16 protein-coding genes and 1 pseudogene are annotated in these 17,624 nt (G+C 41.7%); 1 reads left to right on the top strand and 16 read right to left on the bottom strand.

Going from position 1 to position 17,624, the window contains the following annotated elements:
- Window positions 1-15: 15 nt before the first annotated feature.
- The 16 genes and pseudogenes from ispD to E7204_RS08640 all read right to left on the bottom strand — a co-directional run bounded on the left by ispD (window position 16) and on the right by E7204_RS08640 (window position 17,001).
- A complete protein-coding gene (gene ispD, locus E7204_RS08715) occupies window positions 16-1,182 on the bottom strand; it encodes a 2-C-methyl-D-erythritol 4-phosphate cytidylyltransferase (RefSeq protein ID WP_295183691.1) in 1,167 nt (388 codons plus the stop codon).
- Window positions 1,179-2,342: a PIN domain-containing protein gene (locus E7204_RS08710; RefSeq protein WP_295183688.1), complete on the bottom strand. Its 1,164-nt coding sequence runs from the start codon at window positions 2,340-2,342 to the stop codon at window positions 1,179-1,181. The genes ispD and E7204_RS08710 overlap by 4 nt, the downstream gene beginning before the upstream one ends.
- Before the next feature lie 84 nt (window positions 2,343-2,426).
- Window positions 2,427-3,800, bottom strand: a complete 1,374-nt coding sequence (radA, locus tag E7204_RS08705; RefSeq protein ID WP_295183685.1) for a DNA repair protein RadA — start codon at window positions 3,798-3,800, stop codon at window positions 2,427-2,429.
- Window positions 3,801-4,024: 224 nt separating this feature from the next.
- Entirely contained in the window at window positions 4,025-6,481 is a 2,457-nt protein-coding gene (locus E7204_RS08700) for an ATP-dependent Clp protease ATP-binding subunit (RefSeq protein ID WP_295183682.1), read from the bottom strand.
- Between the two features lie 16 nt (window positions 6,482-6,497).
- A complete protein-coding gene (locus E7204_RS08695; RefSeq protein WP_295183680.1) occupies window positions 6,498-7,568 on the bottom strand; it encodes a protein arginine kinase in 1,071 nt (356 codons plus the stop codon).
- Between the two features lie 11 nt (window positions 7,569-7,579).
- Complete coding sequence (locus E7204_RS08690) at window positions 7,580-8,119, bottom strand: UvrB/UvrC motif-containing protein (RefSeq protein WP_295183678.1); 540 nt, start codon at window positions 8,117-8,119, stop codon at window positions 7,580-7,582.
- A gap of 6 nt (window positions 8,120-8,125) precedes the next feature.
- Window positions 8,126-8,605, bottom strand: a complete 480-nt coding sequence (locus E7204_RS08685) for a CtsR family transcriptional regulator (RefSeq protein ID WP_295183676.1) — start codon at window positions 8,603-8,605, stop codon at window positions 8,126-8,128.
- A gap of 509 nt (window positions 8,606-9,114) precedes the next feature.
- Window positions 9,115-9,600 carry a ferritin gene (locus E7204_RS08680; protein ID WP_295183674.1) on the bottom strand — a complete coding sequence of 162 codons (486 nt, stop codon included), beginning with the start codon at window positions 9,598-9,600 and terminating at the stop codon, window positions 9,115-9,117.
- Window positions 9,601-9,883: 283 nt separating this feature from the next.
- A complete protein-coding gene (locus E7204_RS08675; RefSeq protein ID WP_295183672.1) occupies window positions 9,884-10,684 on the bottom strand; it encodes an ATP-binding cassette domain-containing protein in 801 nt (266 codons plus the stop codon).
- On the bottom strand, window positions 10,681-11,535 hold the full coding sequence (locus tag E7204_RS08670) for an ABC transporter ATP-binding protein (RefSeq protein WP_295183671.1): 855 nt from the start codon (window positions 11,533-11,535) through the stop codon (window positions 10,681-10,683). Before E7204_RS08670 ends, E7204_RS08675 begins: the two co-directional genes overlap by 4 nt.
- Window positions 11,535-12,356, bottom strand: coding sequence for a nickel/cobalt ABC transporter permease (gene opp1C, locus E7204_RS08665; protein WP_295183670.1), 822 nt, complete (start codon window positions 12,354-12,356; stop codon window positions 11,535-11,537). Before opp1C ends, E7204_RS08670 begins: the two co-directional genes overlap by 1 nt.
- The gene (opp1B, locus tag E7204_RS08660; RefSeq protein ID WP_295183668.1) at window positions 12,353-13,297 is read right to left on the bottom strand and encodes a nickel/cobalt ABC transporter permease; all 945 of its coding nucleotides are present in this window, start codon (window positions 13,295-13,297) and stop codon (window positions 12,353-12,355) included. The genes opp1C and opp1B overlap by 4 nt, the downstream gene beginning before the upstream one ends.
- A 141-nt stretch (window positions 13,298-13,438) precedes the next feature.
- Complete coding sequence (gene nikA, locus E7204_RS08655) at window positions 13,439-15,028, bottom strand: nickel ABC transporter substrate-binding protein (protein WP_295183666.1); 1,590 nt, start codon at window positions 15,026-15,028, stop codon at window positions 13,439-13,441.
- 441 nt (window positions 15,029-15,469) lie between these two features.
- Window positions 15,470-15,793, bottom strand: a pseudogene (locus E7204_RS08650) (multidrug efflux SMR transporter).
- Complete coding sequence (locus tag E7204_RS08645; RefSeq protein ID WP_295183663.1) at window positions 15,790-16,236, bottom strand: MarR family transcriptional regulator; 447 nt, start codon at window positions 16,234-16,236, stop codon at window positions 15,790-15,792. The pseudogene E7204_RS08650 and the gene E7204_RS08645 overlap by 4 nt, the downstream one beginning before the upstream one ends.
- 234 nt (window positions 16,237-16,470) lie before the next feature.
- Window positions 16,471-17,001: an isochorismatase family cysteine hydrolase gene (locus E7204_RS08640; RefSeq protein ID WP_295183661.1), complete on the bottom strand. Its 531-nt coding sequence runs from the start codon at window positions 16,999-17,001 to the stop codon at window positions 16,471-16,473.
- A 331-nt stretch (window positions 17,002-17,332) separates the two neighbouring features.
- Between E7204_RS08640 and E7204_RS08635 the strand changes: the two genes are divergently transcribed.
- The coding region (locus E7204_RS08635; protein ID WP_295183658.1) for a hypothetical protein at window positions 17,333-17,624 on the top strand (292 nt) is incomplete at its 3' end.

Genomic DNA, 17,624 nt, shown 5'->3' with positions numbered 1-17,624 from the left:
ATGGTGAGCCATCACTTAAGCTTCTTGGTAAAGGGTAACTACCGCTTGAGCCGCCAACCCTTCCAGGCGACCGAATGCTCCCATTTTCTCATGAGTCGTCGCTTTTACACTGACAAAATCTTCACCGATGCCCAAAGCTCCGGCCAGATTTTCTTTCATCGCCCCAATATGAGGCTTTAATTTAGGTGCTTCTGCAATGACCATAACATCTACATTATACGCCTTAAATCCTTTTTCGTGTAGTACATTTATAACACGGCGCAATAATTCCATACTGGAAATGCCTTTGAACACATCATCTTCCGGCGGGAACCAGTACCCGATATCAGGTAAACCGGCCGCGCCGAGTAAGGCATCCATTAGCGCGTGAATTAAAACATCCGCATCACTGTGCCCGTCAGGGCCGAACTCACTCTCGATTTGTACACCGCCCAAAATACAAGGTCGACCTGTTTTAAATCGATGTACATCATAACCGAAGCCTACTCGCATCATAGGTTCTGTCACTCCTAAATATTGTTTAGCTCTTACAATGTCCTCAGGGGTTGTAAGCTTGCAATTCGTATAATCACTCATGACGATATGAACCGGTTTCCCTTGATGCTCTACCAAAGACACATCATCAGTCCCCATATAGTTCGTCTCCGCCGCATAGGCTTGCGCCGCCAAAAGCCACTCTTTTTGAAAACCTTGCGGTGTTTGCACGGCATATAGCTCACTGCGTTTCAAAGTCTCCTTAACCAATAAATCATCGGATACCCGTTTAATCGTATCGATAACCGGCACCGCTGCTACGGCTGCGCCATGAGCTTCGGCCGCTTTGGCCACCGACATAAAGAGTTCCGGCTTAGCCATCGGTCTGGCACCGTCATGAACCAATATAATATGAGCCTCATCACTGACCGCCAATGTGCCGGCTCGCACCGAGTCTTGTCGCTCAGCGCCGCCCTGCACAATACGCGGCTGCCACGGTAATTCACCCATCTTCGCCACTTCGTCGGCAATACAGGACTCCTCACCGGCGGCAGCTACGATAATAACTTCCGAAATATCAGCGACTTTTGCCATATGATGTAAGTTCCATTGCAACACGGAATATTTTCCCAGTCGTAAAAATATTTTGTTAGCTTCACACCGCATGCGTTTACCCGCTCCGGCGGCTAATAAAATACAGCTGATCATTCTTTAGTTCCTTTCGCTCTCGCAAAAATCATGCGGCCCGCACTGGTCTGCAATACGGAAGTAACCATAACATCAATGGACGTATCCACATACTGCGCGCCGTTTTCAATAACGATCATCGTACCGTCATCGAGATAGGCCACACCTTGGTTATCTTCCTTACCTTCTTTAATAACCTGAACGCGAATCCATTCGCCCGGAATCATAGCCGGTTTTAAAGCATTCGCCAAATCATTCAAATTAAGCACTTCAATACCTTGCAAGCTGGCTACTTTGTTCAAGTTAAAATCATTAGTTACAATTTTCCACTTTTTGTCTAAAGCAAGCCGCATCAATTTGGAGTCTACTTCCGTAATATCCTCAAAATCATCGGCAATTACTTTAATAGCGATGACCTCTTTTTGTTGCATGCTTTGCAAAATATCGAGCCCGCGACGACCGCGATTACGCTTCAACACATCGGCTGAATCGGAAATATGTTGCAATTCTTCAAGCACGAATAAAGGCACTACCAAAGGCCCTTCCAAAAAGCCCGTTTCACACAATTCAGCAATACGACCGTCAATAATAACCGACGTATCCAATAATTTTGCTACGGACAACGATTCAGATTCAAATTCAGAAATAGTCGGCACTGTAAGCTGCTCGCTTTCTCTGGGCGCGACTTCTTTCTTCTTGTCTTTTGCCACCGTGCGACTTTGCAGCCAGTTAGCATAGAGCTCCGGCCCTTTGCGCGACGCCAAACGCATCCCGATATAACCGAAGATGGCGCTTAAAATAATAGGAATGTACGAACCGATAATCGGAACGCGATAGAATGCCAAGCCAATAAGATTTGCTATTATAAGTCCAAAAAGTAATCCGGCTGTGCCGGCCATTAATTCCTGGTTAGGTACACGCGATAAGAGACTTTCAATTCTTCTGGCCAGTTTTAAACCTTGATTAATAATCGGCAAAGCGATTACAAAGCCGATTAAAGCACCGATTAAACCGCCCAAGGCGAGTGCTAAAATCTTGATTATGGAAACACCGAAGAAGCCCATTGTCCAGAACTTCACATCAATAATCGGTTCCCAAACCGGCATGAAATTGTCCGTCAACATATAGCCCATAATCCCAACCAATAAGGCTATGACATAACGTAAAATCTTATACACCATTTTTCTCACCTCCTCTCTCTGTGTGCATCTATATTGTACATTAAAATTATAAATAATTCATTAAATCATTCTTAAAAATAATGATTAAAATACAATTTGCATCGCTTCCTGCACTGTAGTTACGCCGTGGATTGTAATATCCTGGCGATTCAGCTTCACCTGTTTTGCATTTCCCGCAGGCACTACAAAGCGGGTAAAACCCATTTTAGCCGCTTCCGCAATACGCTGTTCAATACGCGGAATACTGCGGATATTACCGGTAAGTCCTACTTCGCCGAGAATAACCATATCGGCCGGTACAGGGCGATTCTTTAAGTTTGAAACGATAGCAACAGCCACGGACAAATCACAAGCTGGTTCATTTACTTTCAAACCGCCGATAACATTCACATACACGTCTTTATTACCAAGCGTTAAATTGCAGCGTTTTTCAAGTACAGCCAATAAGATAATCAAACGATTCAAATCATAGCCGATAGACGTACGGCGCGGCATGCCGAAAGCGGTTGTAGCCACAAGGCTTTGCACTTCCACCAGAATCGGACGAATCCCTTCCAAATAGGCCATAACAGCGGAACCCGTTTCTTCTTCCGTGCGCTCTGCCAATAAAGTGGCTGACGGATTAATAAGCTCGGCAAGGCCTTCTTCTTCCATGACAAAAAGCCCCGATTCCGAAGTGGACCCGAAACGGTTTTTGATACCGCGTAAAATACGGAACTGATAGGACCGTTCCCCTTCAAAATAGAGCACTACGTCCACCATGTGCTCCAACATACGCGGCCCGGCAATATTACCTTCTTTTGTTACATGACCAATAATAATAACCGGTACGCCCTGCTCTTTGGCAAAACGAAGAAGTCGAGCCGTACATTCACGGACCTGACCTACACTGCCCGGTGTTGAATCAAGGGCATCCGTAAACATAGTCTGAATCGAGTCAATAACGAGCAATGCCGGTTTATGCTGACTTGCTTCTTGCAAAATAGAATCCAAATTAGTATCCGCCATGACGGCTAAATTTTGCCCTTGAATGCCTAAGCGCTCTGCTCTGAGTTTTAGCTGCATCTGCGACTCTTCACCGGATGCATAAAGGACCTTGCCGTGCGTATCGGCAATACGGCCCGATACCTGTAGCAAAATAGTGGATTTACCGATACCCGGATCGCCACCGAGCAAAATGAGGGCGCCCGGCACAATACCGCCGCCTAAGACGCGGTCAATTTCACCATAGCCAGTGGATAAACGAGGCGAATCTTCAGTTTTTATATCAGCCAAAGCTACCGGTTTGGTAGCTGACTTATCAACGGGAGCATAGGAAGCCGTGCCCTTCTGCTTAGTTTCACGCACCACTTCTTCAACCAATGTATTCCATTGGCCGCACTGAGGACATTTACCCAGCCAGCGCGCCGACTCCGCTCCGCAATTATTACAAAAATATGCTGTTTTTACCTTAGCCATAGCATCCTCTTCTATAATTCCCCTATTATATATACTCGTAAATCAACTTCAATTTGAGAACCTTTTTTCATAATTATTTATAAAAAAATCACGAACACCATTTACATAGTATTCGTGATTTTTAGTGCAATATCCTTCAAACAGAGGAGTAATTTTTCATGAATAAATCGGTAAATCGGCGTTATAATCAACCAAATCTGTAACTGTTAATCAAATCCTGTTAATTATACTACCATTGTGATGTCGCCGTCCACCACATTAGCTTTAATTACCGAACCTTCAGGAGCATCGCCTTTTAAGATTAAGTCGGAAATAGGGTCTTCAACGAGGCGCTGAATAGCACGTTTTAACGGACGCGCACCGTACGCAAAGTCGGAACCTTCTTTAACCAAAACTTCAAGAGCTTCAGGAGATACTTCCAAAGTAAGGTTACGTTCAGCCAAACGTTTGGTTACATCTTTAAGCAAGATATTAACAATCTTACCTAAATCTTCACCGGTCAATGGATGGAATACAACCATTTCATCGATACGGTTCAAGAATTCAGGGCGGAAATGACGTTTAACGGCATCCAACGTGTTTTTCTTGGCTTCCGCAAAAGTACTTTCGGCGTTCTTCTTAGCATCGTCTTTATTCTTAGCAGCCAAGAAGCCCATAGCGGCACTGTCTTCTTTCAAGAAGTTGGAGCCTAAGTTACTTGTCATGATAATAACCGTATTACGGAAATCTACCGTACGACCTTGGTTATCAGTCAAACGACCGTCGTCTAATACCTGTAATAGAATGTTGAAGAAGTCCGGATGAGCTTTTTCAACTTCGTCAAACAAGATGACACTGTAAGGTTTACGACGTACAGCATCGGTTAACTGACCGCCTTCATCATAGCCCACATAGCCCGGAGGCGCCCCAACCAAACGAGATACGGTGTGTTTTTCCATGTATTCGGACATATCGAGACGAATCACGGCGTTTTCATCACCAAAGAGGTTGGCTGCTAAGGCACGAGCCAATTCCGTTTTGCCGACACCGGTTGGGCCTAAGAAGAGGAACGAACCAATAGGACGTTTTGGATCTTTAAGGCCCGCACGAGCACGACGTACGGCTTTAGAAACAGCTACCACAGCTTCATCCTGACCGACAACTCGTTCATGAAGTTCGTCTTCCAAACGAAGCAAACGCTGCGATTCTTCTTCCGCGATTTTCGCAACCGGTACACCACTCCATTGAGAAACAACTGCGGCGATGTCATCTTCGGTAACAACAAGTTTTTCCTCGTCTTCTTTGCTGCGAGCTTGCTGTTTAGCTTCGATTTCATCAACCAATTTTTTTTCTTCATCACGAAGTTTGGCTGCTTCTTCGTAGTTTTGTCCGGTTACGGCTGCTTCTTTTTCTTTACGAACATCGGCCAGACGAGTTTCCAAATCTTTCACATCAGGTGGTGCCGTAAATACTTTCATACGTACTTTAGAGGCAGCTTCATCCATTACGTCGATAGCTTTATCCGGTAAGAAACGGTCGGAAATGTAACGACTGGATAATTCAACGGCTGCTTTTAAAGCTTCATCGGTAATCTTAGCTTTGTGGAACGCTTCGTAGCGGTCACGCAAGCCTTTTAAGATTTCCAAGGCTTCTTCTTCACTAGGTTCCCCTACCAATACCGGTTGGAAACGACGTTCTAAAGCGGCATCTTTTTCAATGTGTTTCTTATATTCATCAAGCGTAGTCGCACCGATAACCTGGAATGTACCGCGGGCTAACGCAGGTTTTAAAATGTTGGCCGCATCCATGGCGCCTTCGGAGGCACCGGCACCGATTAATGTATGAAGTTCATCGATAAAAATAATCATGTCATCGTGTTTCTGTACTTCGTCGATAGCTTTTTTCAAGCGTTCTTCGAATTCACCACGATATTTAGCACCGGCCAGCATAGCTGTTAAGCTTAAAGAAATAATACGTTTATTGCGTAAAATTTCAGGCACATTCTGCGTTACAATACGCTGTGCCAAGCCTTCGGCGATTGCGGTTTTACCAACCCCAGGTTCACCGATAAGTACCGGATTATTCTTGGTACGACGGCTCAAAATCTGGATAACACGGTTAATTTCGTTATCACGACCGATAACCGGGTCAATCTTGCCTTGTTTTGCCAATTCGTTCAAATCGGTAGCAAAATCTTTCAAATCACCTAAGTTACTGTTGCCGTTGGCACCACCGGTACCATTGCCGGCACCGCCTTCAGCGCCGTTTTGTTCGGAGCCGTAAATACTGTTAATTGCTTTGACAACGTCGTTGGCGCGAATGCCCATACCGTAAAGAACACTCACGGCTACGCCGCCGCCATCTTGTAAAATACCGAGCAATAAGTGTTCGGCACCAACATAGTTATGCTGCATTTGGTTGGCAATTTCTACAGCCAACTGCAAAACACGTTTGGTACGCGGTGTAATGTACAATTCATTACCACGACTGTTGCCGCGACCTACCGCATCCAGTACGGCTTTTTCAGTAGCTTCATCTTCCAAACCCAAGGAATGGAGCGCTTTGGAAGCTACGCTGTCATCTTCTTCCAATAAGCCAAGGAGCAAGTGTTCTGTGCCCACATAGTCGTGGCCGAACTCCTTAGCTTTTTCCTGCGCAATGCCCAAAGCACGTTGCGCACCGTCGGTAAAACGTTCAAACATATAATCACCTCATATCTTAGCGGGCTAATCTGTCACGAACAACTTTGGCGCGATAACTGTCGCGTTCTTGAGCTGTCATCGATTCTTTCCCGGCATATTTACTTAAAAAGTTAGGTCTTGTCGTTACCACGAGTTCACTGAACACATCAGCGGAATGCTGTGGCAAGACGCCCATATCCATACCTAATTGAACATCACTTAAAAGGCCCAGCGCTTCTTCACCGGATAAACGCCGTGCGTACTGCAATGTACCGAACGCACGCCATACGCGGTCTTCAAACGCTTCAAAGTCGTTATTCTTAATAGCTTCTCTGGCCTTAACTTCTTCTTGAACTAATTTTTCAATAACTTTCTGAATTTGTGTAACTGTGTCTTCTTCACTGATCCCCATCGTTACTTGGTTGGAAATCTGATAAATATTACCTAAAGCTTGTGAACCTTCACCATAAAGGCCGCGAACCGAATAACCGAGCTGCGTAATATTGCGAACTAAACGGTTAATCCGTCCTGTCATGGCTAAGGCAGGCAAGTGTAACATGACAGAAGCGCGAAGCCCTGTGCCTACATTAGTCGGACAAGCGGTTAAATAGCCGTACCGTTCGCTGAAAGCATAGTCACATTTGCTTTCGATGGCATCATCGATAAGTAAGGCATGCTCCAATGCTTCTTTGAGCTTGAGGCCCGGTTCCATAGCCTGGATACGAATATGATCTTCTTCGTTGACCATGATGGCCACAGACGCGTCGTTGGCAACAATTAAGCTACGATACATTGCTTTTTGTCCCATTTGCGGACTCATCAAGTGCTTTTCAACGAGAATTTCACGTTCCGTATCTGATAATTTATCTAAACTAATATTGGAATAATCGCGACCATCGGCGGCTTTTAAAGTGCCCAGCACACCGCGCATCATGGTGTCGACTTTTTTCAGCGACTCTTCGTTATTCCGATTAGTAAATTGCAATCCTTTAAAGTTACGAGCCAAACGAATTCGGCTGGACAATACAATATGTGAATTTAACTGTCCCAAAGGATCACTGCTCTTCAGCCAACCGCTCAGCGGTTCATCCAAGATTTTATCTAACATAACTGTCCCTCCTATTTGTCGGTGTTACCCAAGGACTGTTCCAACGATTTAATTTCATCACGCAAGCGAACGGCTTCTTCGAACTGTTCGGCTTTAACGGCTTTATCAAGTTCCTGACGCAACCGTTTGATTTGATGTTTTGTTTTGAAAACCCCCGTACCGCGACTCGGTACACGACCTTCATAATTCAAAGAACCTTGTAAGCGTCTTACCAATGGTGCAATCTGTGCTTCAAAGGTTTCATAACAATGGTCGCAACCAAACTTACCGGTTTGATTAAATTCACTAAATGACATGCCGCATTGGCTGCAACGCGTTTCCTGGCGAGGATTCGATAAGCTGTCAGGATATAATGAATTGGTAAAGAAGTCATTCGTGAAGAAGTCATCGCCCCACAAGGACGGGCCGAAATTCATAAAGCCTTGGCCGCCGAAGTCTTCGCCCTGCTGTTTAGCACAGGTATTACATAAATGACGTTCACTTTTCTTACCGTTTACCACACGAGTCATATGCACCGTGGCTTCATTTTTTTTACAATTATCACATAACATAACGCATCATACCTCCTTCACCATGGAGACTACTTGTTCAAATAAGCGACGAACTTTTGCTTCACGCGTTTTGCGATCCGGTTCTTCCATCAAGATGGCGAACGCTTCATGTAAAAGGGCCGCCTCTCGCTTACGTAAGAACTTCTGCTGCATCAGTTCAAACAACGAATTATCTATCATACCCATGGTCAATGGTTTGTCAGTGGCTGTTTCTTCTTTATCTTCTTGTTTAGGCGCTTCCAAAAGTGCTTTCACCGGAATTCGGGTGATACTGATAAAACCGCCCAGACCACGTCTCGATTCAACGATGAATCCGCGGTCATTGGAAAAACGGGTGCTTAAAACATAACTGATTTGCGACGGCGCACAATTGAGCTCATCCGCTAATTCATTACGGCGTAACACAATACCGTCTTCTCTGTTTGCCTGCTCTTCCAATAATTTAGCTAAAATAAACTTTTCAATTCGATCCGCTAAAATTCCCATACATCATCTCTCCAAACTTTATATCTAGTAATACACTTTGCTTCATATAATACCTTCATTCTGTGTTATGATTCGGTCGCTCGGTTTAATGGATATTCGGTTCAACGGACTTTTTATTTTGTTCGTTTGTCTAACCTTTTAACCTTTTTACCTTTTGTTCTTTTGACCTTGTCTATATAATAGTTGACTTTTTGACTTTTGTCAAGCTAAAAAGTCAAAAAAATTTTAAAAATTTGACTTTTTATTCTATGCAGTATTTATAAGGCTTTTTAAGTCATCGAACTAAACCGTATTTTTACCTTTTAGCGCAAAATTATAAAAGTCAAATAAATCAGTTTATTAAAAAGACAAAAAAATCCGGGTACTAAATTATGTAAATATCCGGATACTAAAAAAGACGCTCAAAGAGCGTCTTTTTTAAAGCTTACTTAAGCTTGTGTAATTTTTTATCAGGGAAAAACTATTGATACTAAACTAAGTCAGATTGTTACCGCAATCTGCCCTTAATATCACTGACGGTTGCCCAAACGAGCGTCAACAAACAACTGGCTGGCACGGCTGTCACCGGCGAATTTGAATTCATCAACCAAATCGCGAGCGCTGGCTTCTTCTTCAACCTGTTCGTTAATGAACCAGTTCAAGAAGTTAACAGTTGCATAATCTTCTTCTTTAATAGCTAATGCATAGATTTCATTGATTTTACCGGTAATTACTTGTTCATGGTTGTAAACCATTTCAGCTACTTTCAATGGATCGCTAACTTCAACAGCCTGAGCTTTGATGTCGCCCAAAGTAGTTGTTTCGTTACGACTTTCTAAATAGTCAATAAATTTAAATGCATGATCCATTTCTTCTTGGTACTGCAAACGCAACCATGCGGAGAAACCTTTAAAACGAGCATCGGCCATTGACAAGGACAATGCTAAATATAAGTATGCGGAATTAAATTCAAAAATTACTTGTTCGTTTAATGCTTTTGCGATTTTTTTGTTCATGGTAAACTCACCTGAAGCCTTTCTTCTCTTAATTAATGTTAATCCTGTTACACCATGTAAAACTACACGCTATAACGTAGCTGTGATTCATATCACAAGCTTGATTAGTTCTTTATAAGTATTTATTATCGCTTACGACTTCATTATAGCACATCGATAATCATAAATCTAGCAATAATTTTTATTTATCAAATCCGTGACATATATTTTACGTTAGCCCTAAATTCTTAAACTCTTACTACCGTGTGCTCAATTACGGGCTTCCTTATCTGGCGCCCTGCCCCTATTCGCAACGCACATCCAAAATAGAGTGCAGCAACTGCTTAGCATAAGTACTTTTCACCTCACTGAGTTGCTGTACCGGCACAATCTCTGCCACCCGTCCCTTATAAAGAAAAAGTACTTTATCACATATGTATGTAACCGACGGTAAATCATGAGTGATAAAAATATAAGTAAAATTATGACTGGCTTTTAGTTCAATCAATAAATCCATAATCTGAACCTGCGTATGGGCATCCAGCGAACTGATAGCTTCATCAAACAAAATAATTTGCGGTCTAACGGCTACGGCACGTGCAATACATACCCGCTGCAACTGACCGCCCGACAATTGATGCGGATACCGGTCGATACATTCGGCCGGCACGCCCACGCACGCCAACAATTCTTTAATTTCCTTTTCAAAATCAAGGGTTTGCTTAAGGCGACGCTGTAAAACAACCAAAGACTCTTTAATTATTTCACGAACGGTGAAACGACTGTTCACCGATGTCGTATAATCCTGAAAAGCTACAGCTGAGTACCCCGGCCAAATCGGCTCTTTGCCATACAGTTTGGTACCGCCTAAATAAACGGACCCTTTATAAGGCGGTAATAGTCCACAAATAGCTTTACCTAAAGTGCTTTTACCGCTGCCCGATTCGCCTAAGATTCCCAAACACTCGCCACCGGTTACCGAAAAGGTTATATTCTCTAATACATTATGATACTCTTTTTTAAAAATCTTCGTACTGTGAGGCTTAGGAAAACGAATCGCCAAATCCTGTACGGCTACAATTGGTGTTACTTCATCCGTTGTCATCGTACCGTCCCTCCCTCATAAAGCATCTTTTTATACCTATTGGCTACCGCCATTTTTTGATGTATTAACATGCGCGTATACGCATCTTTAGGATCCGTCATGATAGCTTTACAACATCCATAATCAACCGCTTTGCCTTGATTTAACACCATAATTTCATCCGCCAAATGTGAAATGACACTAATATCATGTGTAATAAATATCATGGCCGTTTTGTGCGATTCCTTTATTTTTATAAATTCCTTAACAATTTCATATTGCGTAATACTGTCTATCGCCGTAGTCGGCTCATCACAGATCAAAATATCCGGTTTCATGGCCATGGCCAAGCCGATCATGATTCGCTGCAACATGCCGCCACTTAGCTGATGAGGGAATTTATTCAGAGTTGCCTCCGATTCGCGAATATGCATGCTATTTAATATTTCCAGTGCTTTTGTCCGCCATTCCTGACGGGGGAACAAATTGTGTGCTTCGAACGTTTCATACATCTGATTATCAATTTTATATAAAGGATCAAAGCACGTCATCGGGTTTTGCATAATCATGCCGATTCGCAAGCCCCTTAATTTACGCAACTCCACCATGGAAAGGGACAATAAATCCGTATCTTCGTATCCTATTCGACCGGTCACGGTAAACTCAGGCCCCAAAATACCCAAAATCGCCTTTGCAGTCATACTTTTGCCGCTACCGGACTCACCCAAAATGCCCAAACAACCCCCTTTTCGTAAGGAAAACGAGATATCGTTTAGAATTTGCTTTTTAACACCTTTATTAACATGAGTCACTGACAGGTTAGCTACCGTCAAAATCGGTTCACTTAAGCCTGCTTTTTTCGATTCCCCCATCAGTTCACCTCCTTCGGATCCAGTGCATCTCGGATTGCATCGCCCAATAAATTAAAAGCTGATACCAATACTACGATGGCTACGCCGGGTACCAACATCTGAATAGGGTTTACAGTCAATACATTTTTAGCTTCATTCAACATAGCCCCCCATTCAGGCAACGGCGCCTGAATCCCCAATCCAAGGAATGAAAGGGTGGAGATATTAATAATTGTCCAACCTACATCAAGGCTGGCCAATACGGCCATTTCCGAACTGATGCTGGGTAGTAAATGACGTATCATAATAAAGCGTTCACCACTGCCGATACAACGGGAATACAAAATAAAATTTCTATCCCGATATTTCATTACATTGGTACGAATCATACGCGCATACCAAGCCCATTTAATCAATACATTGGCAATAATAATATTTTGTACATCCACCCCAAGTAAAGCAATTACCGCAAAAATCATAATTTGACTGGGAAAAGAAAGCATCATATCAACGACACGCATAATAATTTCATCGATAATGCCGCGAAAATAACCGGACAAAATCCCCATAACGGCCCCCAAGCTAATCGTGGCTAACATGGTAAGAAGCGATAAAAATAAAGTCGGTCGAATGCCGTAAATCAGTCGCGAAAAAATATCCCGACCCAAATGATCCGTCCCCAACCAATGCTGGGCACTGTATGGCGCAAATTTCATTAAAATATTGCTTTCATAAGGGTCATACGGTGTAATCCAAGGTGCAAAAATACCAAGTAAAGCAATCACACCTATAAAAGAGCTGAGCCCCACAACCATATTATTTTTTAACAATAAACGTATCATTGCGCACGCTCCTCTCTGAGCCGAGGATCTACAATATACTGAATAATATCAAACAATAAATTAAACACCACAAATAAAAAGCCTATAAAGAGCACATAGGTCTGAATAATCGGGTAATCACGATTAAATATGGAACTGATACAAAGCTGTCCCAAACCGGGCCAAGCAAATACATTTTCTACAACAATCGTGCCGGCAATCAATTGAGGAATACTCATGCCGATAGCGATAATACAGGTATGAAGCGAGTTTTTTAAAATATGTTTTGTTAAAATAGTCCGCTGACGTATGCCTCGCACCGTAGCATACGTTACATAATCTTCCTTCATATTTTCCAACATATTATTGCGAATCAGGCGAATATAAGTAGAAATATAGGTTAACGACACTGTAAAGGCCGGTAAAATTAAATGCTGCCATGACTCACTGCCGCTGGTAGGCAGCAAATCCAATTTTATACTGACTACCCAAATAAGTAACAACCCAATCCAGTAGGCAGGCATAGAGGTAGTTATAAAAACAAGGCCTCGCATAATCTTATCAAACCAACCGCCTTTATACACGGCGCAACAAAAACCGATAGGTAAGCTCAACCCCACAACAAACAACAATGATGTAAGTGCCAATACCAGCGTAGCCGGTAAGCACCGTTGAAATTCCCCCAATACCGTACGAGCCGGATTAATATAACTTACGCCGAAGTCCAACTGTAAACATGCTATAAGCCAATTAAAATAGCGTACTAAATAGGGTTGATCCAAGCCCAGTTCAGCCCTTACTTGAGCAATCGCTTCCGGTGTTACTACCGGAGTCTGCCGAATACGTAAGGCCACTTCAGCCGGATCTGAAGGAATCAAATTAATAAACACGAAACACGCAAATGAAATGGCCAACATCAACGGAATAGCCGTCAATGTACGCTTTATGATATATGCCTGCATGGCGTCGCCTCCCAAAACCATTTGAGGCTATTGTAGTCACATCTACAATAGCCTCAATAACTACATGCTAGTTATAGTTCTTACTAATTAACCATTAGTATTTTAATCATCAAACAGCCTTAATTTCTAATACTCAAATATTTATTTTAAAGTTAAATCTTTGAACGGAACTTCATACAAGGTAGGCATAAAGTGTAAACCTTCGACACGATTATTATAGATAGCCTTATTGTTTTCATAGGTTAATGGAATGTATACGGCATCTTCATGTAAACGGGTCAAAACGAATTTATAAAGCGCCTGACGGTCCGTTTCATTCGTAGACGTCAAAATATTCGTAATCGCTTCATCAATTTCCGCCTTATCAGCTAAGCCCTGCTGAGCCGCATAGTCACCGTATACAGGTTTTCGCATGCCTGATAAAGAAGACTGCGGATCATACGGCAACCCCCACGAAATATTAAATACCATGTCAAAATTACCGGATTTCATATTATCACGATAAGATTGTTCCTCTTCACCTTTAATATGTAAGACAATGCCGATTTTTTTATATTCAGCTTGTAAAAACTCAGCGATGGCCTTTTCGGTTACACTGTCACTGTTATATAACAAATTCAGCTCCAACGGCTGTCCGTCTTTTGTCAAAATACCGTCGGCGCCCAATACGTAACCGGCACTGCTCAACATCGACTTAGCGGTATCCGTATTATATTCATACGGCTTCAAGCCTACATCAGCGTAAGGAACAGTCGTTGCATACAAAGTATCAGCCGGCTTTTCAATGCCATAGAAAATACCTTCAGAGATAGCCTTTTTATTAGTGGCATGCTGTAAGGCCTGTCGCACCAATATATCGCTTAAATGAGTTTTAGTCGTATTCAATACAATCTCACGTGTTGACATAGGATCAGATAACGCCACACTAAATCCTTTTTGATCTTTAAACTTACGAATGGCATCGGCATCTACCATATTTTTGCCAAAAATTAAATCCACTTCCCCTTTTTCCAAGGCTAAAATACGCGTCTGATTATCAGGAATAACCTTTACTAAAATCTCTTTAATTTTAGGTTTCTCGCCCCAATACAAATCATTAACTTCAAAAATTGCATACTTATCGGTTACAACTTCCTTCAATTTATAAGGACCGCTGCCGATATAGGCTTGTACACCATCCTTAGTGCTACCGTCCTTCATAGCTTTCGGCGAAATCATGGCAAACGGTCTGGTTACGCCTAACTCCGTCAACAACGGATAATACGGCTTAGATAAGTGAATGACAAAGGTTAACGGATCCGTCACTTCATAGGACTCAATAAGACTCATCGACTCCAACCAAGTGTGTCGAGATTTATTCTCAAATATTGCATCAAAGTTAGCTTTAATTGCATTGGCATCCAATACTTCACCGTCACTGAATTTAACATTTGGACGAATCTTAAAGGTATAAGTTTTACCATCTTCACTAATCGTCCAGCTTTCTGCTAAAGCCGGCCCATAGCCTTTGTCGGTAATCTCTACCAAGGTGTCATATAACATTTCCTGGGCGTACATTTCACCGGCATATAAATGTGGATTTAAATCACGTACATCACGGAAATTAACAAATGTAAGGCGCTCCTTGGAGGCATTTGAATCAGCCTGGTTGCCCGTTGTTCCTGCACAACCTAATATACCGAATATCCCCACTGTCAAAAGCGCTGCACAGGCAAGACGTTTTAATCTCATAATATAACTCCTTATTCCCTCATAAATAATACCAATAACCAATACAACTTAACATGATAATAAGTTAATTGAGATTTGTTGTCAACAACGCGTTTGCAAAACATGTCCTATTTATACATAATTTATTTTTAATTTTAAATTATTCGATATTATTTACGCTATAACGCGCATAATTCCTATTTTATTCATGTGCTTTATTAAAACATACACGGAATCTATATGAGATTTACTTTCAATATTTTATGTTCTTTGTAAAAAGACAAAAATATCCCGAATTGATAATAAAAAAAGGAAGCCAACTCTTCGGCTTCCTCATCAAAATTAATAATAAATATTTTTATATTATATGATTAATCTTAACCTCAAACAAGAAATTCGCTTATTAACCTGTAATTGTAATAAAACTATACTTATTATCAAATTATTGATTGCAATATACGCTTAGTGAGCTCCCTTCATATTTAATAATATAACGCCCACTACAATGAGTCCGATGCCAACCACTGCCATCGTTGATAGCTCTTCTTTCTAAATATAAACACCGATTACCGCCGTTAACGACGTGCCAATCCCCGACCAGATGGCATAGGCAATACTGAGCGGAATTACATTTAATGCCTTAGACAATGAATAAAACGCCGAACTCATACCGATAACAAACACAACAGATGGCACTAATTTAGTAAACCCCATGGACAACTTCAACATGGATGTGGAAATAATCTCCAATACGATAGCAGTACCTAAAAATATATAGCCAATCATTTCTTTACCTCCGTTACGCCTTCTTCAAAGGCATTTGTAAATAACTCCATACTTTGTAACATAATAGCCATTCGCTCCTGCCCTATTTTTTGTAAGGCATAAGACTCAACGGCGTGTAACTTTTTAACCATGGGCTCAAAGTATTCCTTTCCCTTAGCGGTCAGCGTCATATACTTCTCTCGACTATCATCCGCTCCTATCGAATACGCGATCAACCCGTCTTGCTCGAAATTTTTACAAATAGTGGATACCGTTTGCTTCGGCAACCCCCATTCCAAACTAATCTTGCGCTGCGTGGCCTGTTCATTTTCAAAAATCGTCATAATGACCGCCAACTTATTGTAGCTAATACCTTCTTTCTTCGCCCAACGGGTATATAGTTCTACAATTTGACCGAAAAAGCGACTTAGTGCTGTCATTTGTTCTCTGTGTAATATATCCAATTTAGTTCCTCCTTACACTTATGATTTACTATATATGCTTGCTGTTTATATTCTTTATACGCAAAAAGTCCTAATTCGTACTTTTTACATTTTGTATTATAGTACGAATTAGGACTTTTGTAAAGGTCTGAATTAGGACTTTTTTATTTTTTGAAATTTAACTGATTTTATACTAACTAAAGTTCCAAAGTACGCAAAAAACAAAGCTTCAAATTACATTAAGAACTTAAGCCCCTATTTAACAGCAATCTGGCAGCTGCGCATAGTTTCCAGCGCCGCATCATGTTTAGCAGGCGTTACCCCGGCACAGCAATCAGCCCATACCGTAATTGGTACATTCGGCAAGAAAGCTTTCAACAAAATGGCATTGGATACAACGCAAATATCCGTACAAAGGCCTACGAGTTCAATAGAGTCGATTGGTTCTTCCTCATTTAAATACTGTAAATCTTCCGCCAATTCAACGGAGCCGAACTGATTTTTGCAATACACTTTTTCCGGATCCACCGGAGCAGCGTTTATAACTTCCGGTGCCAATTGCCACCCTTCCGTGCCTTCCTGGCAATGCAATACCGGTAAGTTCTGGCCTTCCTGTTCATTCAAATACGCCTCATCGTGCGTATCCATAGTGTAGAAAACATCGCCATCAAACTCAGTAATTTTAGCTGCCACTTTAGGTACGATTGCTTGCGCTTCAGCCGTCCCCAACGAACCGGTAATAAAATCATTCTGCATATCCACAACGATTAAAATATTCTTTCCCATGATAATCCTCTCCTCGCTTGACTCAACTACTAATAAATTATCACGTCATTGTGACTCTATTATCAATCTATACTTCAATTCTATTTTAACAAAATTTACTGTAAAAAGGGACTGACAAATCATTATATTTCAAAATCCTGTTTGTATTATAAAATCGACCCTTTTAATATGCCTTAAAATCATTTATATATAGTTTTTCAAATCCACTATTAATAAATAGTATTATCTTCTCTTATCAATTTTCGATATACTAAAGATGAACATGCTATGAATCTATATGAGGAAATTAAGGCATGCAATGGAGTGTTATGTTATTAAGGAGAGTGAAGTTATGAAAAAGCTGTTTCGTGTATTAGCGGTATTATTAATTCCTTTCTTTTTTGCCACCACGTATAGCTCGGTGGATGCCAGTTGGCTCAGTAAAACCCTTGAGCGTTTAGACCGTTCCTTAGGCTCGTCATCCAGCACTACAACCAGTTCCTCTGATGGAACGATGCGTGTTTCTCAAAAAGGTGAGCGATGGATTGAAGTATCATCCAATAAGTATTTTAAAACTTTTGTAGATAGACGCAGCCTTGAAGCTGAAGGGGAAGCACAAAATCGTCGTGTACAAGCACATCTTA

Origin of the sequence: Veillonella sp. (assembly GCF_015058545.1) — a bacterium.
Classification (GTDB): domain Bacteria; phylum Bacillota; class Negativicutes; order Veillonellales; family Veillonellaceae; genus Veillonella_A.
The sequence above is the reverse complement of the archived record's forward strand: the minus strand, read 5'-3'. Positions and strand labels throughout refer to the sequence as shown.

Excerpts from the sequence above, each read along its gene's own strand:
- ispD (WP_295183691.1), bottom strand. The coding sequence starts at position 1,182 with ATGATCAGCTGTATTTTATTAGCCGCCGGAGCGGGTAAACGCATGCGG.
- E7204_RS08710 (WP_295183688.1), bottom strand. The coding sequence starts at position 2,342 with ATGGTGTATAAGATTTTACGTTATGTCATAGCCTTATTGGTTGGGATT.
- radA (WP_295183685.1), bottom strand. The coding sequence starts at position 3,800 with ATGGCTAAGGTAAAAACAGCATATTTTTGTAATAATTGCGGAGCGGAG.
- E7204_RS08700 (WP_295183682.1), bottom strand. The coding sequence starts at position 6,481 with ATGTTTGAACGTTTTACCGACGGTGCGCAACGTGCTTTGGGCATTGCG.
- E7204_RS08695 (WP_295183680.1), bottom strand. The coding sequence starts at position 7,568 with ATGTTAGATAAAATCTTGGATGAACCGCTGAGCGGTTGGCTGAAGAGC.
- E7204_RS08690 (WP_295183678.1), bottom strand. The coding sequence starts at position 8,119 with ATGTTATGTGATAATTGTAAAAAAAATGAAGCCACGGTGCATATGACT.
- E7204_RS08685 (WP_295183676.1), bottom strand. The coding sequence starts at position 8,605 with ATGGGAATTTTAGCGGATCGAATTGAAAAGTTTATTTTAGCTAAATTA.
- E7204_RS08680 (WP_295183674.1), bottom strand. The coding sequence starts at position 9,600 with ATGAACAAAAAAATCGCAAAAGCATTAAACGAACAAGTAATTTTTGAA.
- E7204_RS08675 (WP_295183672.1), bottom strand. The coding sequence starts at position 10,684 with ATGACAACGGATGAAGTAACACCAATTGTAGCCGTACAGGATTTGGCG.
- E7204_RS08670 (WP_295183671.1), bottom strand. The coding sequence starts at position 11,535 with ATGGGGGAATCGAAAAAAGCAGGCTTAAGTGAACCGATTTTGACGGTA.
- opp1C (WP_295183670.1), bottom strand. The coding sequence starts at position 12,356 with ATGATACGTTTATTGTTAAAAAATAATATGGTTGTGGGGCTCAGCTCT.
- opp1B (WP_295183668.1), bottom strand. The coding sequence starts at position 13,297 with ATGCAGGCATATATCATAAAGCGTACATTGACGGCTATTCCGTTGATG.
- nikA (WP_295183666.1), bottom strand. The coding sequence starts at position 15,028 with ATGAGATTAAAACGTCTTGCCTGTGCAGCGCTTTTGACAGTGGGGATA.
- E7204_RS08640 (WP_295183661.1), bottom strand. The coding sequence starts at position 17,001 with ATGGGAAAGAATATTTTAATCGTTGTGGATATGCAGAATGATTTTATT.